Source organism: Enterobacter sp. J49 (assembly GCF_002148625.1).
GTDB lineage: Bacteria > Pseudomonadota > Gammaproteobacteria > Enterobacterales > Enterobacteriaceae > Enterobacter > Enterobacter ludwigii.
In genome coordinates, this window is the sequence record NZ_MWPY01000035.1 from 371,133 (window position 1) to 395,870 (window position 24,738).

Genomic DNA, 24,738 nt, shown 5'->3' on the forward strand with positions numbered 1-24,738 from the left:
TGGGATAACAAAAGGAAGACTAAATGGAACAACTCGATGTTGTAGACAGCATCAATAATGCCGGTAACTGGCTGGTGCGCAACCAGGCGCTGCTGCTGAGCTATGCCGTTAACATCGTCGCGGCGATTGCCATCATCATCGTCGGGATGATCGTGGCGCGTATCGTATCAAACGCCGTAAACCGCGTGATGCTGGCGCGTCACATTGACGCCACTGTGGCTGACTTCCTCTCTGCACTGGTGCGCTACGGTATTATTGCCTTTACGCTGATTGCTGCACTGGGGCGTGTTGGCGTACAGACTGCCTCGGTGATTGCTGTTCTCGGTGCCGCCGGTCTGGCCATTGGTCTGGCACTGCAGGGGTCGCTCTCGAACCTGGCAGCGGGTGTGTTGCTGGTAACCTTCCGACCGTTCCGCTCTGGCGAGTACGTTGACCTGGGCGGTATTGCCGGCACCGTACTGCAGGTGCAGATTTTCTCAACCACCCTGCGAACTGTTGATGGCCGTATCGTGGTGGTACCGAACGGGAAAATCATCGCGGGCAACATCATTAACTTTTCCCGCGAGCCGGTGCGTCGTAACGAGCTGATTATCAGCGTGGCGTATGACTCTGATATCGATCAGGTGAAATCGCTGATCGCCAATATCATTGCCTCCGACGATCGTATTCTGAAAGATAAAGAGCAGACCGTTCGCCTGAACGAGTTGGGGGCATCGTCCATCAACTTTGTTGTGCGCATCTGGAGCAAAAGCAGCGATCTGCAAAACGTTTACTGGGATGTTCTGGAACGTATCAAACGTGATTTTGATGCCAACGGGATCAGCTTCCCGTATCCACAGATGGACGTGAACCTTAAACGCGAGAAAGAAGCCGAGTAATCCTCTTCCTCAGGAGGCCCGGTGAGCGGCAACGCCACCGGGCCTTTTTATTAGCAATACTAATCACCAATTAATATTATCAATTTCCTCTAATAAGATTCTCGCAGTATAGTCAGCTCCCAGGACAACTTGCTGAGAATTTATTCATGTTATCTTATTATTTTCAAGGTCTTGCATTAGGTGCGGCCATGATCCTTCCCCTTGGCCCGCAGAACGCGTTCGTGATGAACCAGGGCATTCGCCGTCAGTATCATCTCATGATTGCCCTGCTGTGCGCGGTGAGCGATTTGCTGCTGATCTGCGCCGGAATCTTTGGCGGCAGTGCGCTGCTGATGCAGTCTCCCTGGCTGCTGGCGCTGGTGACCTGGGGTGGGGTAGCGTTCCTGCTGTGGTATGGGTTCGGGGCGCTGAAAACGGCAATGAGCAGCAATCTCGAACTGGCGAGCGCCGAGGTCATGAAGCAGGGCCGCTGGAAGATTATCGTTACCATGCTGGCGGTCACCTGGCTCAACCCGCACGTTTATCTGGATACCTTTGTGGTGCTGGGCAGCCTGGGTGGGCAGCTCGACGTTGAGCCGAAACGCTGGTTTGCCCTGGGTACCGTCAGCGCCTCATTCCTGTGGTTCTTCGGTCTCGCGATTCTGGCGGCATGGCTGGCCCCGCGTCTGCGTACCGCTAAAGCCCAGCGGATCATCAACACGCTGGTGGGCGTGGTGATGTGGTTTATTGCCTTTCAGCTGGCAAAAGAGGGGATTCATCATGTTCAGGAATTGCTCAACTAAGCGTTGTCTTATGGACAACTGAGCGAGAGCCGCTAAGCTTGCTGGCATGCGCCCTGTTGTTGGGCACTCTTCGCAACATGGAGGAATGACAGTGAAGTTTAAAGTGATGGCCCTGGCGGCATTAGTGAGTTTAGGTGCGGTGTCGGTGCAGGCAAGTGAATTGCCTGATGGCCCGCACATCGTCACTTCAGGCACCGCAAGCGTGGATGCGGTACCCGATGTTGCAACGCTGGCAATTGAAGTGAACGTGGCCGCGAAAGATGCCGCTTCTGCCAAGAAGCAGGCTGACGATCGTGTTGCGCAATATCTCTCTTTCCTGGAGCAGAACGGTGTCGCTAAAAAAGACATCAGCTCTGCCAACCTGCGTACCCAGCCTGATTACGACTACCAGAACGGTAAAAGCATCCTGAAAGGCTACCGTGCCGTGCGCACCGTTGAAGTGACCGTGCGTCAGCTCGATAAACTGAACTCGCTGCTGGATGGCGCGCTGAAAGCGGGTCTGAACGAAATTCGTTCCGTCTCACTGGGCGTTGCGCAACCGGAAAAATACAAAGACCAGGCGCGTAAAGCCGCCATTGATGATGCAATCCATCAGGCGCAACAGCTGGCGTCCGGGTTCAACAGTAAGCTCGGTCCGGTATACAGCGTGCGTTACCATGTCTCAAATTATCAGCCAAGCCCGATGGTACGGATGATGAAGGCCGACGCGGCGCCGGTGTCTGCTCAGGAAACTTATGAGCAGCCGACGATTCAGTTCGACGATCAGGTTGATGTGGTGTTCCAGCTGCAGCCGACCCAAAGTCAGCAGACTGAGCCGGCAAAAGCGCAGTAATCTGTCTTCACAATTCCCCTCTCCCGTCAGGAGAGGGGAATTGTTCCTTAATCCTGTCTCAACACCTTATGCCCATACGCCAGCAGCGCGTCGGTGACGTTGCGCATCATGCGGCTTTCTGGCGCAAAACGGTGCCAGTAGAGCATCCGGCGCTGATACAGCCCCGGCGTTAAGTCAATCAGCTCACCGCTTTTCAACTCTTTCTCTATCTGCAGGTGCGGGATCATACAGCAGGTCGTGCCCTGACGTGCGAGCTGCACAAACGCTTCAGACGAGTTCACGATATGACATGGCACGCTGCCCGGCGGCAGATCGAAGTTTTGCTGCAGGAAGGCCTGATGCATATCGTCCAGATGGTCGAACGCTACCGCAGGGGCTTTCAGCAGCGCGGCGCGGGTGACGCCGTTCGGGAAGTAGCGCTCGGCAAACGCTTTTGAGCCGACAAACAGGTAGTCCAGTGCGCCCAGCTGATCGACAAGACAGCTCGGCAGCGCCTGAGGCTGGATACTAACCGCCCCAACCACTTCACCGCGACGCAGGCGCTCCTGCGTACGGGTTTCATCTTCAACCTGCAGATTCAGGCGAATCGGGGAGTCTGCTAATACCGGCGCAAGGGCTGGCAACAGCCAGGTTGCCAGACTGTCGGCGTTCACCGCCAGCGAGAGCAGCAGCGGCGTTGAGCCGGTCTGTTCGTCACCCAGCCACTCATCTTCGAGCAGTTCAACCTGGCGCAGCAGGGCGAGGAGCTTTTGCCCTTGCTCCGTTGGACGCGGTGGAACGGTACGTACCAGCAGAGGCTGCCCGAACATGTTTTCCAGCTGCTTGATGCGTTGTGATACGGCGGACTGAGTGATACAAAGCTTTTGCGCTGCGCGCTCAAAACCGCGTTCACGAATAACTGCATCAAGTGCCTGTAGTGTTCTGTAGTCCGGACGTTTCATTGCTCTGGCTGACTCCTTAATTTTGCTTAATCTGCACTATGACACAATTTTCCCTTCGTGGCAGACGAAATCCACCCGGCGTGTTCTATAATGCGGCCTACGTTTTCACACCACAGGCTAAACGATCATGACGCAGGATGAACTGAAAAAAGCAGTAGGATGGGCCGCTCTCCAGTATGTGCAACCGGGTACCATTGTCGGTGTTGGTACGGGCTCGACGGCGGCACACTTTATCGATGCGCTGGGCACGATGAAAGGGCAGATCGAGGGCGCAGTTTCCAGCTCCGACGCTTCCACGGAAAAGCTGAAAAGCCTTGGCATCACCGTTTTCGATCTGAATGAAGTTGACCGTCTTGGCATCTACGTTGATGGCGCGGATGAAATCAACGGCCATATGCAGATGATCAAAGGCGGCGGTGCGGCGCTGACGCGTGAGAAAATCATCGCCTCTGTGGCGGATAAATTCATCTGTATCGCCGATGCGTCAAAGCAGGTTGATATCCTGGGTAAATTCCCGCTGCCGGTAGAAGTGATCCCAATGGCGCGGAGCGCTGTGGCGCGTGAACTGGTGAGACTGGGTGGACGCCCGGAATATCGTCAGGGCGTCATCACTGATAACGGCAACGTGATCCTCGACGTTCACGGTCTGGAAATTCTCGACGCCATTGCGCTGGAAAATGCCATTAACGGTATTCCAGGCGTAGTGACTGTAGGGTTATTCGCCAACCGTGGCGCGGATGTCGCGCTGATCGGCACGGCAGGTGGCGTGCAAACCATCGTAAAATGATCTGATGGGGGGAGGCCTCCCCCCGCTAAAAAAATTTTGAAAAGCTAAATTCGGTGACTTGTGTCACGCTTTTTACCCCTCGTTTGCCGATCCTGCCGCATTCGCAAATTTCTACAGCATTTTCCTCTGCCATTTTGCTCTGTATGACTTTTCTTCAGAGTGCCGACGCAAACGTTCATATTGCTGCAATAGTTTTTTTTGATATGTTGGCTACAGCGGATTTAAATCCAGCACAACATCAGTTCAGACAAAAACAGGGTCGGGTAAGGTAAATGGCAAAGGTATCACTGGAGAAAGACAAGATTAAATTCCTGCTGGTTGAGGGCGTGCATCAGAAAGCGCTTGATAGCCTTCGTGCAGCAGGTTACACCAACATCGAATTTCACAAAGGCGCGCTGGACACCGAAGAGCTGAAAGCGTCCATCCGTGATGCCCATTTCATTGGCCTGCGATCCCGTACCCAACTGACTGAAGACGTGATTGCCGCGGCGGAAAAGTTGGTTGCCATCGGCTGTTTCTGCATCGGTACCAACCAGGTTGACCTGAATGCCGCCGCAAAACGCGGTGTGCCTGTCTTTAACGCCCCGTTCTCCAACACCCGTTCCGTGGCGGAGTTAGTGATTGGCGAGCTGCTGCTGTTACTGCGTGGTATTCCGGAAGCTAACGCCAAAGCGCACCGCGGCGTGTGGAACAAACTGGCTGCGGGTTCATACGAAGCCCGTGGTAAAAAGCTCGGTATCATCGGCTATGGTCACATCGGTACTCAGCTGGGGATCCTGGCTGAATCCCTGGGGATGCATGTCTATTTTTATGATATCGAAAGCAAACTGCCGTTGGGCAACGCCACTCAGGTTCAACACCTCTCTGACCTGCTGAACATGAGCGACGTGGTCAGCCTGCATGTGCCGGAAAATGCGTCGACGAAAAACATGATGGGTGCTGAGGAACTGGCGCTGATGAAGCCAGGTTCACTGCTGATCAACGCCGCGCGCGGTACGGTTGTCGATATTCCGGCACTGTGCGATGCGCTGAAGCGTAAGCATCTGGCGGGGGCGGCAATTGACGTCTTCCCGACTGAGCCTGCTACCAACAGCGATCCGTTCACCTCTCCGCTGTGCGAATTCGACAACGTGATCCTGACGCCGCACATCGGCGGCTCGACGCAGGAAGCGCAGGAAAATATCGGTCTGGAAGTCGCGGGCAAGCTGAGCAAATACTCCGACAACGGTTCTACGCTCTCTGCCGTGAACTTCCCGGAAGTGTCTCTGCCGTTGCACGGTGGCCGTCGTCTGCTGCACATCCATGAAAACCGTCCGGGCGTGCTGACTGCGATCAACCAGATCTTTGCCGAGCAGAGCGTCAACATTGCCGCACAGTATCTGCAAACGAACTCTCAGATGGGTTACGTGGTGATTGATATTGAAGCGGACGAAGATGTAGCGGAAAAAGCGCTGCAGAGCATGAAGGCTATTCCGGGTACCATTCGTGCCCGTCTGCTGTACTGATTCTGTTTCTGTGAGCATAAAGCCGGGTCGCTACCCGGCTTTATTTTACCAGCGCCAGGTTTTGCCCGGCGTCACTACCGCAGGCAGCGGAATATCCCACTTCTCTACCGGCAAGGCTTCCACGCCCTGACAGTCATGTGCGTACCCCACAGGCTGTAAATGATACTGCTGCCAGTTTTGCAGCGTCCTGTCATAAAAACCGCCACCCATCCCTAAGCGCTGACCCTGCTCATCAAACGCCACCAACGGCGTGATCAGCACATCCAGTTCTGAGAGGGGGAGGACGTCGCGGACGTCGAGTTTTGGTTCGGTGATTTTCAGACGATTCACCACCAGTTCGCTGTGCGGATGGTAGTGTAAAAACAGCAGATTTCCCTGGCTAAACGGATGCAGCACCGGCAGGTACACTCTCTTCCCGGCGCGCCACAGCTGTTCGATCAGCGGTTGAGTATCCAGCTCGCCATCAAACGAGAGGAACAGGGCGACGGTACGCGCCATCACAACAGGGGGATAGGCCATCATACGGGCTGCGCCTTGCTGGGCAAACTGTGCTTGCTGTTCGGGAGTTAACGCACGACGGCGTTGACGCATGAGCTGACGGATGTCCTGGCGTGAGGAAGAGACTTCAGGGAGTTGGGTCATGGTAGTCGGTAGAAGAAAAAGAGAGGGAATCTCCGAGATGCCGCCGCAGGCTGTAACCCTTGAACCCTTGGTTCAAGGTGAATGTGTCGTCATAGTTTTAAGGCTTCTCGGACGAACCGAGCATGCTCACCAACCATGGAGCGCCACATTCTTGTGGTATGAAATATCGGCTCAGGGGACTGGCCCGCTTGCGAACATCTCAGAGAAATTTTGTCTTCACAGTTACTCTACCATAGTCAACTGAGAAGTGTTATTCAAACTTTGGTCCCGGTCTTTCGGGATTGCGACCTTGATCAAGCAATGCCTGTTCTATGGTCTGCTGGAGCATTTTAATGCGCTGCTCCATGCTTGCCGCGTAATCGCGGGTCTTCGCTTTTTCCTGAGTCAGTTCATAACTGATGTTCAACGCGGCGATGAAAACCAGCTGCTCAGTATTTGTGACTCTAGTGCGTTCTTTGAGATCTTGCAACCGCTGATTCAAATCGTCCGCAGCCTGATTCAAGGCATCCCTTTGTTCAGGCGGACAATTCACTCGCAGTGAACGGCCAAAAATCTGGAGATCGACGGGTTGTGCAGACATGCCACCTTCCTGCTGATTGACTGCGCTGCCTTCGCTTACTGCCCCGGGGGCTGCGAAGGGGCGACACTATAGCTACCCTGATGTGAAGATACAAGCCCTTTTCTGGTATCACCAGGGTCCAAAGTGGTAGCATATCATGAATATTCCTCCCAACGATGACGAATGCGCATGTCTATACAGAACGAAATGCCTGGTTACAAGGATTTAAACCAGTTACTGAACCAGCAGGGAGTCGGTTTAACCTCTGCGGAAATGCACGGTCTGATCAGTGGCATGCTGTGCGGCGGAAACAGCGACAGCTCATGGCAGCCGCTGATCCACGACCTGACGAACGAAGGGCTGGCGTTTGGTCACGAGCTGGCGGAAGCCGTGCGTAAAATGCACTCCGCGATCAGCGATTCGCTGGAAGACGATGGCTTCCTTTTTCAGCTTTATCTGCCTGAAGGCGATGACGTCAGCGTCTTCGATCGTGCCGATGCGCTCGCAGGTTGGGTCAACCACTACCTGTTGGGGCTGGGCGTCACGCAGCCGAAACTCGATAAAGTGACCGGCGAAGCGGGTGAGGCGATCGACGATCTGCGTAACATTGCGCAGTTGGGCTACGATGAAGACGAAGACCAGGAAGAGCTGGAAATGTCTCTCGAAGAGATCATCGAATACGTTCGCGTTGCTGCTTTGCTGTGCCACGACCACTTTACGCGTTCGCAGCCGACCGCGCCGGAAGTCCGCAAGCCAACCTTACATTAAGAAAAATAACGCACAGGAGGGTGTCATGGTTATCTCAAATCAAGAGTATTCGCGCCGTCGTCAGGCGCTGCTGGCCAATATGCAGCCGGGCAGCGCCGCGCTGATTTTTGCTGCGCCAGAAGTGACGCGCAGCGCCGACAGCGAATACCCCTATCGCCAGAGCAGCGATTTCTGGTACTTCACCGGCTTCAACGAGCCGGAAGCGGTACTGGTGCTGATTAAGAGTAATGACACCCACAACCACAGCGTGATTTTTAACCGCGTTCGCGATCTCACAGCCGAAATCTGGTTTGGCCGCCGCTTAGGGCAAGAGGCTGCGCCAGAGAAGCTGGGGGTGGATCGGGCGCTGGCATTCAGTGAGATCAACCAGCAGCTCTATCAACTGCTGAATGGCCTGGATGTGCTTTACCACGCGCAGGGCGAGTATGCGTATGCCGATGAGATTGTCTTTACCGCTCTGGATAAGCTGCGCAAAGGTTCGAGGCAGAATCTGTCCGCCCCGGCCACCCTGACGGACTGGCGTCCGGTGGTGCATGAGATGCGTTTGTTCAAATCGCCGGAAGAGCTGGACGTGATGCGCCGCGCGGGTGAAATCAGCGCGCTGGCGCACACCCGCGCTATGGAGAAGTGCCGCCCGGGAATGTTTGAGTACCAGCTGGAAGGGGAAATTCATCACGAATTTAACCGCCACGGCGCGCGTTATCCTTCTTACAACACCATTGTCGGTGGCGGTGAAAACGGCTGCATTCTGCACTACACCGAAAACGAAAGTGCGCTGCGCGATGGCGATCTGGTGTTGATTGACGCCGGATGCGAATTCCAGGGGTATGCGGGCGATATTACCCGTACGTTCCCGGTGAACGGTAAATTCACCCCCGCACAGCGCGCGGTGTATGACATCGTCCTCGAATCGCTCGAGACGGCGCTCAGGCTGTACCGTCCAGGCACGTCCATTCAGGAAGTGACCGGCGAAGTGGTGCGCATCATGATCACCGGTCTGGTGAAGCTCGGTATCCTGAAAGGCGACGTGGATACCCTGATTACCGAGAACGCGCATCGTCCGTACTTTATGCACGGCCTGAGCCACTGGCTAGGGCTGGATGTGCATGACGTGGGGGCATACGGTGCCGATCGTTCCCGCGTGCTTGAGCCAGGCATGGTATTAACCGTTGAGCCGGGGCTGTATATCGCGCCGGATGCCGACGTGCCGGAAGCATACCGTGGGATTGGCATTCGTATCGAAGACGACATCGTCATTACCGAAACCGGCAACGAAAACCTGACCGCCAGCGTCGTGAAAAATGCTGACGATATCGAGGCGCTGATGGCAGCGGCACGCGTATGAGCGTGATTATCGTTGGCGGCGGGATGACCGGAGCCACGCTGGCACTGGCCATCTCGCATTTTACGCAGGGAAAACTGCCGGTGCATCTGGTGGAGGCCGTTGCGCCAGAGGCCTCTGATCACCCCGGTTTTGATGCCCGCGCCATTGCACTGGCGCAGGGTACCTGTCAGCAACTCTCACGCATTGGCATCTGGCAGGCGATAGCCGACTGCGCGACGGCGATTAAAACCGTTCACGTCAGCGATCGCGGTCATGCCGGTTTCGTTACTCTGGATGCGCATGATTACCGTATAGATGCGCTGGGCCGGGTCGTGGAGCTGCACGACGTCGGGTTACGCCTGTTCCGCCTGCTTAAGGATGCGCCAGGCGTGACCCTGCATTGCCCGGCGCGTGTGGCCAGCTTTAGCCGCAGTGACGCATCGGTCAACGTGGTGCTGGATAACGGTACCGTCCTTGAAGGCCAGCTTCTGGTAGCGGCAAACGGTTCGCGCTCTTCGCTCGGCACGCAGTGCGGCGTGGAGTGGCGACAACAACCCTACGGGCAGGTGGCCGTCATTGCTAACGTTTCGACAGCGGGCGCTCACAACGGCCGCGCTTTTGAGCGTTTTACCCAGCATGGCCCGCTGGCGATGCTGCCCATGTCCCACGATCGCAGTTCGCTGGTGTGGTGCCATCCGCAGGACAACGCGGCTGAGATACAGACCTTGTCTGACGAACGTTTTTGTACCGAGCTGCAAAAAGCCTTTGGCTGGCGGCTGGGACGTATTACCCACGCGGGAAAGCGGAGCGTATACCCGTTGTCGCTGACCACCGCCTCGCAGTCTATCTCCCATCGCATGGCGCTGGTCGGCAATGCCGCGCAGACATTGCATCCCATCGCCGGGCAGGGGTTTAACCTCGGGCTTCGCGACGTGATGAGCCTGGCAGAAACGCTTTCGCAGGCGTGGAGCGAGCAAAAAGACTGTGGTGCCTGGTCGGTGCTCAGCCATTACCAGAAGCGACGCCGGGCAGATAAAGAGGCGACGATTGGTGTGACGGATGGTCTGGTGCACCTGTTTGCCAATCGCTGGGCACCCCTGGTTGCAGGCCGCAATCTTGGGCTGATGGCGATGGAATTATTCATTCCGGCACGTGACGTGCTGGCGCAGCGGACTCTTGGTTGGGTCGCGCGTTAAGGAGTTATCACCGTGCAAAATGTTGATGTCGCCATCGTTGGCGGCGGAATGGTAGGACTGGCGCTGGCCTGTGGTTTACAGGGCAGCGGCCTGCGCGTTGCGGTACTGGAGCAAAACGTGCCTCAGCCTGTCGCGCAGGACGCGCCGCCGGAACTGCGCGTCTCGGCAATCAATGCGGCCAGTGAAAAGTTGCTGACGCACCTTGGCGTCTGGTCAGAGATCGTGGCGCAGCGTGCCAGCTGTTATCACGGCATGGAAGTGTGGGACAAAGACAGCTTTGGTCATATCGCGTTTGATGATGAAAGCATGGGCTACAGCCATCTGGGACACATCATCGAAAATGCCGTTATTCACCATGCTCTGTGGCAAAAAGCGCAGTCCTGCAGCGATGTCACGCTGCTGGCACCGGCGCAAATCCAGCAGGTCGCCTGGGGAGAAAACGACGCCTTTATCACCCTGCAAAGCGGTGACATGCTGACCGCGCGACTGGTTGTGGGCGCTGACGGTGCCAACTCCTGGCTGCGTAACAAGGCGGATATTCCGCTGACGTTCTGGGACTATCGCCATCATGCTCTGGTGGCAACGATTCGCACTGAAGAGCCGCACGGTGGGGTGGCGCGCCAAATCTTCCACAATGACGGCATTCTGGCATTCCTGCCGTTGAGCGATCCACATCTGTGTTCGATTGTCTGGTCTCTGGTTCCTGATAAAGCGCAACAGATGCAGGAGGCGACTCCCGAGGCATTCAACCAGGCGCTGTGCGTCGCGTTTGATAACCGTCTTGGGCTATGCACCCTTGAGAGCGAGCGGCTGGTGTTCCCGTTAACCGGACGCTATGCGCGTCAGTTTGCGGCGCACCGTCTGGCGCTGGTGGGTGACGCGGCGCATACGATCCATCCGCTGGCCGGGCAGGGCGTGAACCTTGGCTTTATGGACGCGGCAGAGCTGGTAGAAGAGTTGCGTCGCCTGCATCGCGAAGGCAAAGATATCGGCCAGCATCTCTATCTGCGTCGCTACGAACGCAGCCGTAAGCACAGTGCAGCGCTGATGCTGGCAGGCATGCAGGGTTTCCGTGAGCTGTTTGCCGGCGCGAATCCAGCGAAAAAACTGCTGCGCGACCTCGGCCTTAAACTTGCCGATACCCTTCCGGGCGTAAAACCTCAACTCCTTCGCCAGGCGATGGGTCTTAACGACCTGCCGGACTGGCTGCGCTAATATAGACCCCCGTCACACTTTATTTTCCCGGCCTCTGCGCCGGGGAAATTCGCTCGTTTGAAATAATCTAATTTCACCGCATTTTTCGCATTAGAAAATCTAATCTTACTATTTTTTTGTTACGTAAATTCCGCCCGTTTTTCCGCATGAAATATCACCATCTGCTAAATCCTGTTAGAGCAATGTTAATTTTATGCGGGTTTAATCGCAGTTTGCCAGTGAATAACTCTGTAAGCTTTTTCGTGTTTTTAGGTCATAAGCTAATGTGATGACCCGTTTTACCTTATGGTTAATCGCCGGTTTCGGTGGTAAGTTCAGGTAAAAGAGAACGTTTGCGTCGGGGTCCAGAAAGCGATCGCGGCGCCGGGTTTCGTGGCACTGTTCAGGTGTGCGAAACGCAAGACAGCCCTGCTTATTCAACGAGGAAAAGATGGCTCAACAGACTCCTTTGTACGAACAACACGTGTTATGCGGCGCACGCATGGTGGACTTCCATGGCTGGATGATGCCGCTGCACTACGGCTCGCAGATTGATGAGCACCACGCGGTGCGCACCGATGCCGGTATGTTCGACGTGTCACACATGACGATTGTCGACCTGCATGGCAGCCGCACCCGGGAGTTTTTACGTTATCTGCTGGCAAACGACGTCGCCAAACTGAAGACGCCAGGCAAAGCGCTCTACACCGGCATGCTGAATGCCTCCGGCGGCGTAATTGATGACCTCATCGTCTATTACTTCTCTGAAGATTTCTTCCGCCTCGTTGTAAACTCCGCCACCCGCGAAAAAGACCTCTCCTGGATTACCCAACACGCTGAGCCTTACGCCATCGACATCACCGTCCGCGATGATCTGTCGCTGATCGCCGTACAGGGGCCGAACGCGCAGTCTAAAGCCGCCTCTCTGTTCAGCGATGAGCAGCGTAAAGCCACCGACGGCATGAAGCCGTTCTTCGGCGTACAGGCGGGCGATCTGTTTATCGCGACCACCGGCTACACCGGTGAAGCGGGCTATGAAATTGCCATGCCGAATGAGAAAGCCGCCGATTTCTGGCGTGCGCTGGTGGAAGCTGGCGTTAAGCCGGCAGGTCTGGGCGCGCGCGATACGCTGCGTCTGGAAGCCGGTATGAACCTCTACGGGCAAGAGATGGATGAAGGCGTGTCACCGCTGGCGGCCAACATGGGCTGGACCATCGTCTGGGAACCGGCTGACCGTGAGTTTATTGGCCGTGAAGCGCTGGAAATGCAGCGTGAAAAGGGCACTGAACAACTGGTAGGCCTGGTGATGACCGAGAAAGGCGTGCTGCGCGGCGAGCTGCCGGTGCGTTTTACAGATGCTGACGGCAACCCACGTGAAGGCGTGATCACCAGCGGTACCTTCTCCCCGACGCTGGGCTACAGTATTGCACTGGCGCGTGTTCCGGCGGGCATTGGCGAAACGGCAGTGGTGCAAATCCGCAACCGTGAAATGCCGGTCAACGTGACCAAACCGATTTTTGTTCGCGCCGGTAAGCCGGTCGCCTAATCATTTTTATCAGGAGAACTTCAATGAGCAATGTGCCAGCAGAACTGAAATACAGCAAAGAACATGAGTGGCTGCGCAAAGAGGCGGACGGCACTTACACCGTAGGGATCACCGAGCATGCGCAGGAGCTGCTGGGCGACATGGTGTTTGTTGACCTGCCTGAAGTCGGCGCATCCGTGGAAGCAGGCGATGACTGCGCCGTGGCCGAGTCCGTTAAAGCGGCTTCTGATATCTACGCCCCGGTAAGCGGTGAAATTGTTGCCGTGAACGACGCCCTGAGCGACTCCCCGGAGCTGGTGAACAGCGAGCCTTATGAAGGCGGCTGGATCTTCAAGATCAAAGCCAGCGACGAATCGCAGGTCGCCGCGCTGCTGGATGCCACCGCGTACGAAGCGCTGTTAGAAAACGAGTAAGCCTTAACCCTCTCCCCCTTGGGGGGAGGGTAGGGTGAGGGGAACAGACGACACCCTTACCCCAGCCCTTTCCCTCAGGGAGAGGGAGAAAACACATTCACTGCACGTTTCAGGAACCATCGCTCATGACACAGACTTTAAGCCAGCTTGAAAACCGTGGCGCCTTCATTGAACGTCACATTGGGCCGGATGCTCAGCAACAGCAGGAGATGCTGAAGACAGTTGGCGCGGATTCATTAAATGCACTGATCGGCCAGATTGTGCCAAAAGACATCCAGCTTGCCACGCCGCCTCAGGTGGGTGAAGCCACCACTGAATTCGCCGCTCTGGCGGAGCTGAAGGCAATTGCCGGCCTGAACAAGCGCTATAAGTCTTATATTGGCATGGGCTACACCAACGTGCAGTTACCTCCGGTTATTCTGCGTAATATGCTGGAAAACCCGGGCTGGTACACCGCCTACACCCCGTATCAGCCAGAAGTTTCTCAGGGCCGTCTGGAAGCGCTGCTGAACTTCCAGCAGGTTACGCTGGATTTGACCGGCCTGGATATCGCGTCCGCTTCACTGCTGGATGAAGCCACCGCCGCCGCCGAAGCAATGGCAATGGCGAAGCGCGTGAGCAAACTGAAAAATGCCAACCGCTTCTTCGTGGCAGCGGACGTGCATCCGCAAACGCTTGATGTGGTTCGTACCCGTGCCGAAACCTTTGGTTTTGACGTGATTGTCGACGACGCCGACAAAGTCCTCGATCATCAGGATGTGTTTGGCGTGCTGCTGCAACAGGCCGGCACCACCGGTGACGTTCACGACTACAGCGCACTGATTGCTGAGCTGAAGGCCCGCAAAGTGGTTGTCAGCGTCGCGGCTGATTTTATGGCGCTGGTCCTGCTGACGGCTCCAGGTAAACAGGGCGCGGACATTGTTTTCGGTTCTGCACAACGCTTTGGTGTCCCGATGGGCTACGGTGGCCCACATGCGGCGTTCTTTGCCGCAAAAGATGAATTCAAACGCTCCATGCCTGGCCGTATCATCGGCGTTTCAAAAGATGCCGCCGGTAACACCGCGCTGCGCATGGCAATGCAGACTCGCGAGCAGCATATTCGTCGTGAGAAAGCGAACTCCAACATCTGTACCTCGCAGGTCCTGCTGGCCAATATCGCCAGCCTGTACGCTGTCTTCCACGGTCCGGTTGGCCTGAAACGCATTGCCAGCCGTATTCACCGTCTGGCGGATATTCTGGCCTGCGGTCTGCAGCAGAAAGGCCTGAAACTGCGCCACGCCCATTACTTTGACACGCTGTGCGTTGAAGTGGCAGACAAAGCCGCGGTGCTGGCTCGTGCTGACGCGGCAGAGATCAACCTGCGTAGCGACATCCATAACGCGGTAGGCATTACCCTGGATGAAAGCACTACCCGCGAAGATATCGTAAACCTGTTTAACGTCTTGCTGGGCGATGCGCACGGCCTGGATATTGATACGCTCGATAAAGATGTCGCGCTCGACAGCCGCTCTATCCAGGAAAGCATGCTGCGTGATGATGCGATCCTGACTCACCCGGTGTTCAATCGCTACCACAGCGAAACCGAGATGATGCGCTATATGCACTCTCTGGAGCGCAAAGACCTGGCGCTGAACCAGGCGATGATCCCGCTGGGCTCCTGCACCATGAAGCTGAACGCTGCGGCAGAGATGATCCCAATCACCTGGCCTGAATTTTCCGAGCTGCACCCGTTCTGCCCACCAGAGCAGGCGGAAGGTTACCATCTGATGATCAACCAGCTCTCCGACTGGCTGGTGAAGCTGACCGGTTACGATGCACTCTGCATGCAGCCAAACTCCGGGGCGCAGGGGGAATACGCGGGCCTGCTGGCAATTCGTCACTATCACGAAAGCCGCAATGAAGGGCATCGCGATATCTGCCTGATTCCGAGTTCTGCGCATGGCACCAACCCGGCGTCTGCCCAGATGGCGGGTATGGAAGTGGTGGTGGTGGCCTGCGACAAGAATGGCAATATTGACCTGGCCGATCTGCGTGCGAAAGCCGAGCAGGCGGGCGAAAAACTCTCCTGCATCATGGTGACCTACCCGTCCACCCACGGTGTGTACGAAGAGACCATCCGTGAAGTGTGTGAAGTCGTCCATCAGTTCGGCGGTCAGGTTTATCTCGACGGTGCAAACATGAACGCACAGGTTGGCATTACCTCTCCGGGCTTTATCGGCGCGGATGTGTCGCACCTGAACCTGCATAAAACCTTCTGTATTCCACACGGCGGTGGCGGCCCGGGTATGGGCCCAATCGGTGTGAAAGCACACCTGGCGCCGTTTGTCCCAGGCCACAGCGTAGTGCAGATTGAAGGCATGTTGACCCGTCAGGGCGCGGTCTCTGCGGCACCGTTCGGTAGCGCCTCAATCCTGCCCATCAGCTGGATGTATATCCGCATGATGGGCGCGGAAGGGCTGAAGCAGGCAAGCCAGGTGGCTATCCTCAATGCTAACTACATCGCAACGCGTCTGAAAGAAGCGTATCCGGTGCTCTACACGGGCCGTGATGGTCGCGTGGCGCACGAGTGCATCCTCGATATCCGTCCTTTGAAAGAAGAGACCGGTATCAGCGAGCTGGATATTGCTAAGCGTCTGATCGACTACGGATTCCATGCGCCAACCATGTCGTTCCCGGTGGCGGGTACGCTGATGGTTGAACCCACCGAGTCTGAAAGCAAAGTTGAGCTGGACCGCTTTATTGACGCGATGCTGGCTATCCGCGCTGAAATCGACCGCGTGAAAGCCGGTGAGTGGACGCTGGCTGATAACCCGCTGGTTAACGCACCGCACACCCAGAATGAGCTGGTCTCCGGGTGGGAGCACGATTATACCCGTGAGCAGGCGGTGTTCCCGGCTGGCATAGCAAACAAATACTGGCCGACCGTGAAACGTCTCGATGACGTCTACGGTGACCGTAATCTGTTCTGCTCTTGTGTGCCAATGAGCGAATACCAGTAATCTTTCCGCGGTTATAACGTGTTACAGGCCGGGTCAGCGTTAACGCTACCCGGCTTTTTTTATAAGGAGACATAGATGGCAATTGCACTGGTCACCGGCGCCAGCCGCGGTATTGGTAAAGCTACCGCGCTGCAACTGGCGCGCGAAGGCTACACCGTGGCGGTGAACTATCACCACAACATTAAAGCCGCGACGGATGTGATCACGATGATTACCGACGCGGGGGGCACCGCGTTTGCCGTGCGTGCAGATATCAGTGATGAAGCTCAGGTGCTGGCAATGTTCGACAGTATCGATCGTGAAGCCGGACCGCTTACCGCACTGGTGAACAACGCCGGGATCCTGTTTGAACAATCCACGATTGAACACCTCTCCGCTGAACGGATCAACCGCGTGTTAGCCACGAACGTGACCGGTTATTTCCTCTGCTGCCGCGAAGCGGTAAAACGCATGTCGTTCAGACATGGTGGCAAAGGCGGCGCGATCGTGAACGTGTCATCCGCGGCATCGCGCCTCGGTGCTCCGGGTGAATATGTGGATTACGCCGCGTCCAAAGGTGCTGTCGATTCGTTGACGACGGGATTATCGCTGGAAGTGGCAGCGCAAGGGATCCGCGTAAACTGCGTGCGTCCCGGGCTGATTTACACCGAGATTCATGCATCTGGCGGTGAGCCGGGCCGGGTGGATAGGATCAAATCCATGCTGCCTATGCAGCGTGGCGGTCAGCCGGAAGAGGTGGCGCAGGCGATTGTCTGGCTGCTGAGCGAGAAAGCCTCGTATGTGACGGGAAGTTTTATTGAACTGGCGGGTGGGAAATAAACGTCTCCTCTCCCCATCGGGGAGAGGAGAAAAGCGTTAAAGCGTCTCGCCGTTGCTGGCAATCACGTCTTTGTACCAGTTAAAGCTCTTTTTCCGCGAGCGTGACATATCGCCGGTACCGTCGTCGTGCTTGTTCACATAAATAAAGCCGTAGCGCTTACTGTACTGGCCGGTAGTGAACGACACGCAGTCGATGCAGCCCCACGGGGTATAACCCATCAGATCCACGCCATCATACGTGACGGCTTTCATCATCTCTTCCACGTGCGCACGCAGGTAGTCGATGCGGTAGTCATCATTGATGCTGCCGTCTTCTTCTACTTTGTCGTAGGCGCCAAAGCCGTTTTCCACGATAAACAGCGGTTTCTGATAACGCTCGTACAATTCGCACAGGGAATAGCGCAGACCCACCGGGTCAATCTGCCAGCCCCAGTCAGAGGCTTTCACATGCGGGTTCGGTACGCTGCCTTCAAAGCCTGAGATAGCATCGCCAGTACCGCCTTCCGCTTTCACGGCGTTGGTCATGTAATAGCTGAAGCCCAGATAGTCACAGGTGCCTTCACGCAGGATCTGCTCGTCACCCGCTTCCATATGGATGGTGAAGCCACGGCGTTCCCATTCATTAAGCACATAGGATGGGTAGTAACCGCGCAGCTGGACATCGGTAAAGACATAGCGTTCACGCATGGATTCCTGTGCAAACATCACGTCCTCTGGTTTACAGGAGAACGGGTAGAGCGCCACCATTGCCAGCATACAGCCGACTTTCATTTCCGGGTTAATGCGACGCGCCGCTTTCACCGCCAGCGCGCTGGCAACGAACTGGTGGTGCAGCACCTGGTACATGGTCTCTTCCGGATTGTCATGCTCGGTATAAACCACGCCTGAGCAGCAGTAGCCAAACAGCGGCGCACGCCAGTTACGCTGGTTGTTGATCTCGTTAAAGGTCATCCAGTATTTGACCTTATTTTTGTAACGCTCAAACACCACTTCTGCGAAGCGCACAAAGAAATCCACCACGTTACGGTTGGTCCAGCCGCCGTACTCCTGCACCAGGTGCAGCGGCATTTCGAAGTGGGAGAGGGTAATGACCGGTTCAATATTGTATTTCAGCAGCTCATCGAACATGTCGTCGTAGAACTTCAGGCCTTCTTCATTCGGCTGTGTTTCATCCCCTTTCGGGAAGATACGCGTCCAGGCGATAGAGGTGCGGAAACATTTGAAGCCCATCTCAGCAAACAGCTTGATGTCTTCTTTGTAATGGCCATGGAAGTCGATAGCTTCGTGGTTAGGATAGTATTTCCCCGGCACGACTTCCTGCGTGATTTCGCGCGGCACGCCGTGCGCACCGCCCGTTAAGACATCGCAGATGCTCGGCCCTTTACCGCCTTTGTTCCAGCCGCCTTCAACCTGGTGAGCGGCCACTGCACCGCCCCATAAAAAGTCTTTTGGTAGGGTAAGTTTTTTCATCGCTGCTATTCTCAGTAAATGACATATTGCGTTCGAGTCTAGCAAAGCGGAATTAAATGTCACGATATAACAATTCGCTGAAAATGTAATTTGTCACATCGAAAAAACAGGGTGTTTTATTCTGTCAGTTTCTTCGCCAGTTTCCGGCCAAGCGATTCGAGAATATAGATGACGGGTATTTGTGTGGTGATATCGTACACGCCGCCTATCCGCGTCTGAGGGACATGCCAGGAGAGGTTAAAGTCCGCGAGCTTTGCCAGGCGCGAGTGCTCGTGGCTGGTAATGGAGAGCACTTTGCAGCGATGCAGGCTAAACTGGCTGGCAAAGCGCAGGATCTCTTCGGTTTCACCGGATACCGACAGCACAATCGCCAGCGCGTTTTTAGCCATATCATTGGTGACCGGGAAATAAGGATCGTCGATGTGGTTGCTGAATTTACCGATATTCGAAAAGAAGCGTGCGCCATATTTTGCCAGCGAGCCAGACGTGCCCGCGCCGACAAATATAATACGTTCGGAAGATAAAATAATATCGACCGCCTCATCTAATAAAGCATCGAACTCTTCGTTATTAACGCCTTTAAAGAAGCTGATAATTTCACTGGCACCAAAATTTGCCTGCTGAGGTTCGTTCTGCTCTAAATAGAGCTTAAAGCGCACGCGGAATTCAGAGTAGCCTTCGCAGTTGAGTTTGCGGCAAAAGCGCAGGATAGTGGTCGTTGAGACGCCAGCCGCATCCGCCAGCTCGCGGATGGTCATGTACATGACTTTGTCACGATTTTTAATGACATAGTTGTAGACCATCATTTCCAGATTATTGAGACTGGCAATGGCGGCGTGGGTGAACATACTCACAATGGCGAAACTCTCATTCAGACCTCATTTATCCATCATAACATGCAGCAAGGCGGCAGGATCCAATTTTATGCCCTTGATTCTTAATGATTAAATTTTAATGTGAACAAATGTTAGGTGAATAATTTATTTATGTTCATGATTTATAGACAAAAATTATGTTTGTGAAATTATTTTAGCTAACAGGTGTTCACTGGAATCATTCTCAGTTAGCATAGACAGGTGATGAATATTCATCGTTAGTTTTCCCGGAGTTTTGTATGGTGAGCAGACCATTAATTGCACAGGGATATTCGCTGGCTGAGGAAATAGCCAACAGTATTAGCCACGGTATTGGCCTGGTTTTTGGGATTGTCGGTTTAGTGTTATTGCTGGTGCAGGCGGTGGATACGAATGCCAGCGCAATGGCCATCACCAGCTACAGTCTGTATGGCGGGAGTATGATCCTGCTGTTCCTGGCGTCGACGCTGTACCACGCTATCCCGCATCAACGGGCCAAGATCTGGCTCAAGAAATTCGACCACTGCGCTATCTATCTTCTTATTGCAGGGACCTACACGCCTTTCCTGCTGGTGGGTCTTAACTCGCCGCTGTCGCGTGGCCTGATGATTGTTATCTGGAGCCTGGCGCTGCTGGGGATCCTGTTTAAGCTGACCATTGCGCACCGGTTTAAGGTGCTGTCGCTGGTGACCTATCTCACGATGGGCTGGCTTTCGCTGATTGTGGTTTATCAACTGGCGATCAAGCTGGCGGTAGGGGGCGTGACGCTTCTGGCCGTTGGGGGCATCGTCTACTCGCTGGGCGTCATTTTCTATGTCTGCAAGCGTATCCCGTACAATCATGCTATCTGGCATGGGTTTGTGCTGGGCGGTAGCGTGTGCCACTTTTTAGCGATTTATCTCTATGTGGGGCAGGTTTAATTTCAGAACGTTGATCTTCTTGCCTCCGCCCTCTCTTCGTGAGAGTAAGCAAAAAAAAACGGTAACCGTCAGGTTACCGTTTTTTTATCTCGTCGCCGGCCAATGACGCCTTACTCTTCCAGCGAATACGGCAGAGGCTCAATGCTCAGCGTATTGGCATCGTCACGCACGCGGAACACGCTGTCGGCTTCCATATCGTTGTTCATGACGGCCTGAACCAGAAGGCGGCCATCATCCAGTTGAACTGCGGCTAACACCGTGCCGGTACGGCGCCAGTTCTCGCCCATCTTCAGTTCTAAATCTTCACCAGCGTCAGGCACGCGGCTGGCGTGGCCCGCCAGGGTCCACAGTGCGCGTTTGTTGGCTCCGCGGAATTTGGCGCGTGCCACCATCTCCTGGCCGGTATAGCACCCTTTCTTAAAGCTAATGCCACCCAGCGCCTGCAGGTTGGTGGCCTGAGGAATGAACTGCCCGCTGTTTGCGGCGTCAATCACCGGCAGACCGGCTTCAATGTTCAGCGCCAGCCACTGTTGGCTGTTATTAAACTGGGCTTCACCACGCAGCGCCTCGGTGACGCGTTCGGCGGTCGCGGTATCCGTGACTAACAGAAAGCGTTCCGCCGGGTGTTCAAACCACAGGATAGACGTTGCGCCTTCGCTGACGACCTGTTTCTGGGCATCCGGGAGTTCACTGAACAGATTTTTCAGCGCCGCACGGGCCTGGAAGCCTGCCACGCCCAGCAGAACGTGTTCATCATCCGCGGCGATAGTGACTTTTGAGAAGACCGCGTATTTTTTCAGCTCGGTGAGCTGCGCGTCCCGCAGGCTGCGGCGCTCAATAAAGGCAAAATCCTCCTGGCGACGGAACAGGCGCAGGTTGCTCCACATCTTCCCTTTTGGATCGCAGTGTGCGACCAGCAGATGCTGGTGTTCGTCCATCTGGCTGACGTCGGCGGTTACCTGGCCCTGCAGGTATTTTTCGCTGTCTGCACCGGTGAGTGTCGCCAGCGCCCAGTCATCAAGAGTAATAAGCGTCAGCGGCAGACGCGCAGAGGCGGCGGGCTGGCGAGGAGAAAATGGTGTAAAGGCCATAACGATATCCTGAATTGCTTAACGCTTTGATAATGCCTAATGGTAAAAGAGCCTGCTGGCATTGCAAGCGCTTTCAACAGGCCATTTGTGCCATAACCCGGTTATGCGTAGCGCCACGCAAAATAGTGTAATCCGCTGTCTTTATAGGGTTTATTGTGGAAGCGCGCTCGTGGTTCGCAATATTCCAGTAAAGAAACGGTCAAAAACACGTTACACTAGCTGGTGTCCCCGCAGAGAAATCAAGAACACTGGACGGGGTGCCGACTGTGCCAAACGTAATGCAGGAAACAGAACATGGATATTAACAACAAGGCCCGTATTCACTGGGCGTGCCGTCGCGGCATGCGTGAACTTGATATTTCCATCATGCCTTTCTTCGAATATGAGTATGACAGCTTAAGCGATGATGATAAGCGTCTGTTTGTTCGCCTGCTTGAGTCTGACGATCCTGATTTATTTAACTGGCTGATGAATCACGGCAAACCCGCCGACACCGAGTTGCAACGGATGGTGCAATTAATTCAAACACGGAATCAGGAACGTGGTCCTGTGGCAATCTGACCTTCGCGTCTCGTGGCGCTCGCAGTGGATGTCGTTGTTGCTCCACGGCCTGGTCGCGGCCTTTGTGTTACTGATGCCGTGGCCGCTTAGCTATACGCCTCTGTGGCTGCTGTTGCTGTCGTTTGTGGTGTTTGACAGCGTGCGCAGCCAGCGCCGCATTCATGCCCGTCAGGGGGAGATCAAATTACTGATGGATTCCCGCCTGCGCTGGCAGGGAAAAGAGTGGGAAATTCTCGGTATGCCCTGGATGATCGCTTCCGGCATGATGCTGCGGCTACGTAGCGTGGACAGCGGGCGTCGCCAGCATCTGTGGCTGGCCGCGGACAGTATGGATAGCGCTGAGTGGCGGGACCTGCGTCGGATGTTATTACAGCAGCTGACGCAGGAGTAATTCGCGTTAGCTGAACTGTTCTGCCATTTCGCCCAGAATCTGCTCACACCAGCTTTGCAGGCGCTCATCGCTGAGATCGTACTGGTTGGTTTCATCCAGTGCCAGCCCGACAAACAGCTGCCCATCGGCAATAATCGGTTTCTTACTGGTGAACTCGTACCCTTCGGTTGGCCAGTAACCGATAAACGTGACGCCCTTCGGTGCCAGTTTGTCGTGCAGCATGCCGAGTGCGTCCAGGAACCACTCACCGTAACCCAACTGATCACCCATGCCGTACATGGCAATGATTTTGCCGTCGAGGTTAAGCGTATCAAGCTGGTCCCAGATGGCTTCCCAGTCTTCCTGTATTTCGCCGAAATCCCAGGTCGGGATGCCGAGGATCAGCACGTCGTACTGCTCCATCAGCGTAAGCGCGTCATCTTTCAGGTTATGCAACGTCACCAGTTCCGGGCCAATGATGTCCCGAATTTTCTCTGCCGCCATTTCGGTATAGCAGGTGCTGGAACCATAGAACAGACCAATATTCATCGCGTGACTATCTCAATTCTTGCTTTGACTTTGCGCGTAGTGTACCAGAAACCGATCGCAATCAGGCATAATGGCCTGACTGCAGAATCAAAGGGGCTGATGTGGAAAAGGATCTCGCACTCATCGAACAGTTTCTCGATGCACTGTGGCTGGAGAAGAACCTGGCCGAGAATACGCTCAGTGCCTACCGGCGCGATCTCACCATGCTGGTGGAGTGGCTGGCGCACCGCGGGCTGTCGCTGGCGAACGCACAAAGCGACGACCTGCAGGCGCTGCTGGGCGAGCGGATGGAAGGGGGCTACAAGGCCACCAGTTCCGCACGTTTGCTCAGCGCAATGCGTCGGCTGTTCCAGCACCTCAACCGTGAGAAAATTCGCGAAGACGATCCCAGCGCGCTCCTGGCCTCCCCGAAACTCCCGCAGCGGCTGCCGAAAGATCTCAGCGAAGCACAAGTTGAGAGATTATTACAGTCACCCGCAGTTGACCTGCCGCTGGAGTTACGCGATAAAGCCATGCTTGAGCTATTGTATGCTACCGGTTTGCGTGTTTCTGAACTGGTCGGCCTGACGATGAGCGACATTAGCCTTCGTCAGGGCGTGGTTCGCGTAATCGGTAAAGGAAACAAGGAAAGGCTGGTGCCGCTGGGTGAAGAGGCGGTGTACTGGCTGGAAACGTATCTGGAGCACGGTCGTCCATGGTTGCTTAATGGCGCTTCAATCGACGTCTTGTTCCCCAGCCAGCGCGCACAACAGATGACGCGGCAAACGTTCTGGCATCGCATCAAACATTACGCCACACTGGCGGGTATCGACAGTGAAAAGCTTTCGCCACACGTTTTGCGTCATGCCTTTGCGACGCATCTGCTGAACCACGGCGCCGACCTGCGCGTGGTGCAGATGCTGCTGGGACACAGCGATCTTTCCACGACCCAAATTTATACCCATGTCGCGACGGAACGGCTGCGGCAGCTACACCAACAGCACCACCCGCGAGCGTGAGTGCCGACGAATTAGGATCTTATATGAAAAAGTCTTTCGCGCTGTTCACCCTGCTGGCAGCCTCATTTACCGGTTTTGCCCATGCGGATGACGCCGCTATCAAACAGTCTCTGGCGAAGCTTGGCGTCACCAGCAGTGATATCCAGTCTGCACCGGTTGCCGGCATGAAAACGGTTCTGACGAACAGCGGCGTGCTGTACGTGACCGAAGACGGAAAACACATTATTCAGGGGCCAATGTACGACGTAAGCGGTGCGCAGCCGGTCAACGTAACCAACCAGCTGCTGATGAAAAACCTGAACGCGCTCGAAAAAGAGATGATCGTTTATAAAGCGGCGCAGGAAAAACACGTCATTACCGTCTTCACCGACATCACCTGTGGCTACTGCCATAAGCTGCATGAAGAGATGAAAGATTACAATGCGCTGGGGATCACCGTGCGTTATCTGGCCTTCCCGCGCGCGGGCGTTGAGAGCAAGCCAGAGCAGGATATGAAAGCTATCTGGTGTGCGAAAGACCGCAACAAAGCCTTTGATGACGCGATGAATGGCAAAGGCGTGCAGCCTGCATCCTGCGACATTGATATCGCTAACCACTACGCGCTGGGTGTGCAGTTTGGCGTGAACGGTACGCCAGCGATTGTCCTGAGCAATGGCTATGTTGTTCCGGGTTATCAGGGACCTAAAGAGATGAAAGAGTTCCTCGACGCGCACCAGAAACAGTTTGGTGGTAAATAATTC

Annotated in this window: 25 protein-coding genes and 1 other RNA gene; 18 read left to right on the forward strand and 8 right to left on the reverse strand. The window is 55.2% G+C overall.

The genetic code is table 11. The features are described from left to right. Positions 1–23: 23 nt before the first annotated feature. The 3 genes from mscS (at position 24) to BJP35_RS18030 (ending at position 2,492) form a co-directional block, all read left to right on the forward strand. Complete coding sequence (mscS, locus tag BJP35_RS18020; protein ID WP_014171534.1) at positions 24–878, forward strand: small-conductance mechanosensitive channel MscS; 855 nt, start codon at positions 24–26, stop codon at positions 876–878. Between the two features lie 146 nt (positions 879–1,024). Beyond that, a complete protein-coding gene (gene argO / locus BJP35_RS18025) occupies positions 1,025–1,660 on the forward strand; it encodes an arginine exporter ArgO (RefSeq protein WP_014171533.1) in 636 nt (211 codons plus the stop codon). A 91-nt stretch (positions 1,661–1,751) separates the two neighbouring features. Continuing rightward, positions 1,752–2,492, forward strand: a complete 741-nt coding sequence (locus tag BJP35_RS18030; protein WP_025203272.1) for an oxidative stress defense protein — start codon at positions 1,752–1,754, stop codon at positions 2,490–2,492. A gap of 47 nt (positions 2,493–2,539) precedes the next feature. On the opposite strand, the gene argP is transcribed toward BJP35_RS18030, so the two are convergent. Continuing rightward, positions 2,540–3,433 carry a DNA-binding transcriptional regulator ArgP gene (gene argP / locus BJP35_RS18035; protein ID WP_008499727.1) on the reverse strand — a complete coding sequence of 298 codons (894 nt, stop codon included), beginning with the start codon at positions 3,431–3,433 and terminating at the stop codon, positions 2,540–2,542. A gap of 127 nt (positions 3,434–3,560) precedes the next feature. On the opposite strand from argP, the gene rpiA reads away from it, so the two are divergent. Further along, positions 3,561–4,220: a ribose-5-phosphate isomerase RpiA gene (gene rpiA / locus BJP35_RS18040; protein ID WP_086463464.1), complete on the forward strand. Its 660-nt coding sequence runs from the start codon at positions 3,561–3,563 to the stop codon at positions 4,218–4,220. Between the two features lie 272 nt (positions 4,221–4,492). After that, entirely contained in the window at positions 4,493–5,725 is a 1,233-nt protein-coding gene (gene serA / locus BJP35_RS18050; RefSeq protein WP_014171529.1) for a phosphoglycerate dehydrogenase, read from the forward strand. A 45-nt stretch (positions 5,726–5,770) separates the two neighbouring features. Here serA and BJP35_RS18055 read toward each other — a convergent pair whose 3' ends face one another. From BJP35_RS18055 to zapA, 3 genes are all read right to left on the reverse strand, one after another. Further along, the gene (locus BJP35_RS18055; RefSeq protein ID WP_032670177.1) at positions 5,771–6,367 is read right to left on the reverse strand and encodes a 5-formyltetrahydrofolate cyclo-ligase; all 597 of its coding nucleotides are present in this window, start codon (positions 6,365–6,367) and stop codon (positions 5,771–5,773) included. 25 nt (positions 6,368–6,392) lie between these two features. Then, a non-coding RNA gene (gene ssrS / locus BJP35_RS18060) (6S RNA) lies at positions 6,393–6,576 on the reverse strand. 41 nt (positions 6,577–6,617) lie between these two features. Next, a complete protein-coding gene (gene zapA, locus BJP35_RS18065; protein WP_006811891.1) occupies positions 6,618–6,947 on the reverse strand; it encodes a cell division protein ZapA in 330 nt (109 codons plus the stop codon). A 168-nt stretch (positions 6,948–7,115) separates the two neighbouring features. On the opposite strand from zapA, the gene BJP35_RS18075 reads away from it, so the two are divergent. The 8 genes from BJP35_RS18075 to BJP35_RS18110 all read left to right on the forward strand — a co-directional run bounded on the left by BJP35_RS18075 (position 7,116) and on the right by BJP35_RS18110 (position 17,185). Continuing rightward, the gene (locus tag BJP35_RS18075) at positions 7,116–7,694 is read left to right on the forward strand and encodes a YecA family protein (RefSeq protein WP_025203274.1); all 579 of its coding nucleotides are present in this window, start codon (positions 7,116–7,118) and stop codon (positions 7,692–7,694) included. 31 nt (positions 7,695–7,725) lie between these two features. Continuing rightward, complete coding sequence (gene pepP / locus BJP35_RS18080; RefSeq protein WP_025203275.1) at positions 7,726–9,039, forward strand: Xaa-Pro aminopeptidase; 1,314 nt, start codon at positions 7,726–7,728, stop codon at positions 9,037–9,039. Beyond that, positions 9,036–10,214 carry a 2-octaprenyl-6-methoxyphenyl hydroxylase gene (gene ubiH, locus BJP35_RS18085; RefSeq protein WP_047743604.1) on the forward strand — a complete coding sequence of 393 codons (1,179 nt, stop codon included), beginning with the start codon at positions 9,036–9,038 and terminating at the stop codon, positions 10,212–10,214. Before pepP ends, ubiH begins: the two co-directional genes overlap by 4 nt. 12 nt (positions 10,215–10,226) lie before the next feature. Then, entirely contained in the window at positions 10,227–11,429 is a 1,203-nt protein-coding gene (gene ubiI / locus BJP35_RS18090; protein ID WP_047743603.1) for an FAD-dependent 2-octaprenylphenol hydroxylase, read from the forward strand. A gap of 430 nt (positions 11,430–11,859) precedes the next feature. Then, the gene (gcvT, locus tag BJP35_RS18095; protein WP_047743601.1) at positions 11,860–12,954 is read left to right on the forward strand and encodes a glycine cleavage system aminomethyltransferase GcvT; all 1,095 of its coding nucleotides are present in this window, start codon (positions 11,860–11,862) and stop codon (positions 12,952–12,954) included. Positions 12,955–12,977: 23 nt separating this feature from the next. After that, a complete protein-coding gene (gene gcvH / locus BJP35_RS18100; RefSeq protein ID WP_014171522.1) occupies positions 12,978–13,367 on the forward strand; it encodes a glycine cleavage system protein GcvH in 390 nt (129 codons plus the stop codon). A 125-nt stretch (positions 13,368–13,492) separates the two neighbouring features. Further along, positions 13,493–16,366, forward strand: a complete 2,874-nt coding sequence (gene gcvP, locus BJP35_RS18105) for an aminomethyl-transferring glycine dehydrogenase (protein ID WP_047743599.1) — start codon at positions 13,493–13,495, stop codon at positions 16,364–16,366. A gap of 75 nt (positions 16,367–16,441) precedes the next feature. Then, positions 16,442–17,185 carry an SDR family oxidoreductase gene (locus BJP35_RS18110; protein WP_047743597.1) on the forward strand — a complete coding sequence of 248 codons (744 nt, stop codon included), beginning with the start codon at positions 16,442–16,444 and terminating at the stop codon, positions 17,183–17,185. Positions 17,186–17,221: 36 nt separating this feature from the next. Here the strand turns inward: BJP35_RS18110 and bglA are convergent, their stop codons facing one another. Both bglA and BJP35_RS18120 read right to left on the reverse strand, forming a co-directional pair. Continuing rightward, entirely contained in the window at positions 17,222–18,655 is a 1,434-nt protein-coding gene (gene bglA / locus BJP35_RS18115; protein WP_047743596.1) for a 6-phospho-beta-glucosidase BglA, read from the reverse strand. A gap of 116 nt (positions 18,656–18,771) precedes the next feature. Then, a complete protein-coding gene (locus tag BJP35_RS18120) occupies positions 18,772–19,503 on the reverse strand; it encodes a MurR/RpiR family transcriptional regulator (protein WP_040018863.1) in 732 nt (243 codons plus the stop codon). Between the two features lie 266 nt (positions 19,504–19,769). Here BJP35_RS18120 and BJP35_RS18125 point away from each other — a divergent pair, with 266 nt between their 5' ends. Next, positions 19,770–20,429: a hemolysin III family protein gene (locus BJP35_RS18125; protein WP_014171517.1), complete on the forward strand. Its 660-nt coding sequence runs from the start codon at positions 19,770–19,772 to the stop codon at positions 20,427–20,429. Between the two features lie 110 nt (positions 20,430–20,539). Here the strand turns inward: BJP35_RS18125 and ygfZ are convergent, their stop codons facing one another. After that, complete coding sequence (gene ygfZ / locus BJP35_RS18130) at positions 20,540–21,520, reverse strand: tRNA-modifying protein YgfZ (protein ID WP_047743594.1); 981 nt, start codon at positions 21,518–21,520, stop codon at positions 20,540–20,542. 294 nt (positions 21,521–21,814) lie between these two features. On the opposite strand from ygfZ, the gene sdhE reads away from it, so the two are divergent. Beyond that, positions 21,815–22,081, forward strand: coding sequence for an FAD assembly factor SdhE (gene sdhE, locus BJP35_RS18135; RefSeq protein WP_003863437.1), 267 nt, complete (start codon positions 21,815–21,817; stop codon positions 22,079–22,081). Continuing rightward, positions 22,062–22,472, forward strand: coding sequence for a protein YgfX (locus BJP35_RS18140; protein WP_014171514.1), 411 nt, complete (start codon positions 22,062–22,064; stop codon positions 22,470–22,472). Before sdhE ends, BJP35_RS18140 begins: the two co-directional genes overlap by 20 nt. A 6-nt stretch (positions 22,473–22,478) precedes the next feature. Here BJP35_RS18140 and fldB read toward each other — a convergent pair whose 3' ends face one another. Continuing rightward, positions 22,479–23,000: a flavodoxin FldB gene (fldB, locus tag BJP35_RS18145; protein WP_014171513.1), complete on the reverse strand. Its 522-nt coding sequence runs from the start codon at positions 22,998–23,000 to the stop codon at positions 22,479–22,481. 101 nt (positions 23,001–23,101) lie between these two features. Between fldB and xerD the strand changes: the two genes are divergently transcribed. Further along, positions 23,102–23,998 (forward strand): site-specific tyrosine recombinase XerD, encoded by an 897-nt coding sequence (gene xerD, locus BJP35_RS18150; RefSeq protein ID WP_014171511.1) that lies wholly within the window; start codon positions 23,102–23,104, stop codon positions 23,996–23,998. Between the two features lie 23 nt (positions 23,999–24,021). Then, positions 24,022–24,735: a bifunctional protein-disulfide isomerase/oxidoreductase DsbC gene (dsbC, locus tag BJP35_RS18155; RefSeq protein ID WP_020883731.1), complete on the forward strand. Its 714-nt coding sequence runs from the start codon at positions 24,022–24,024 to the stop codon at positions 24,733–24,735. Positions 24,736–24,738: the final 3 nt, after the last annotated feature.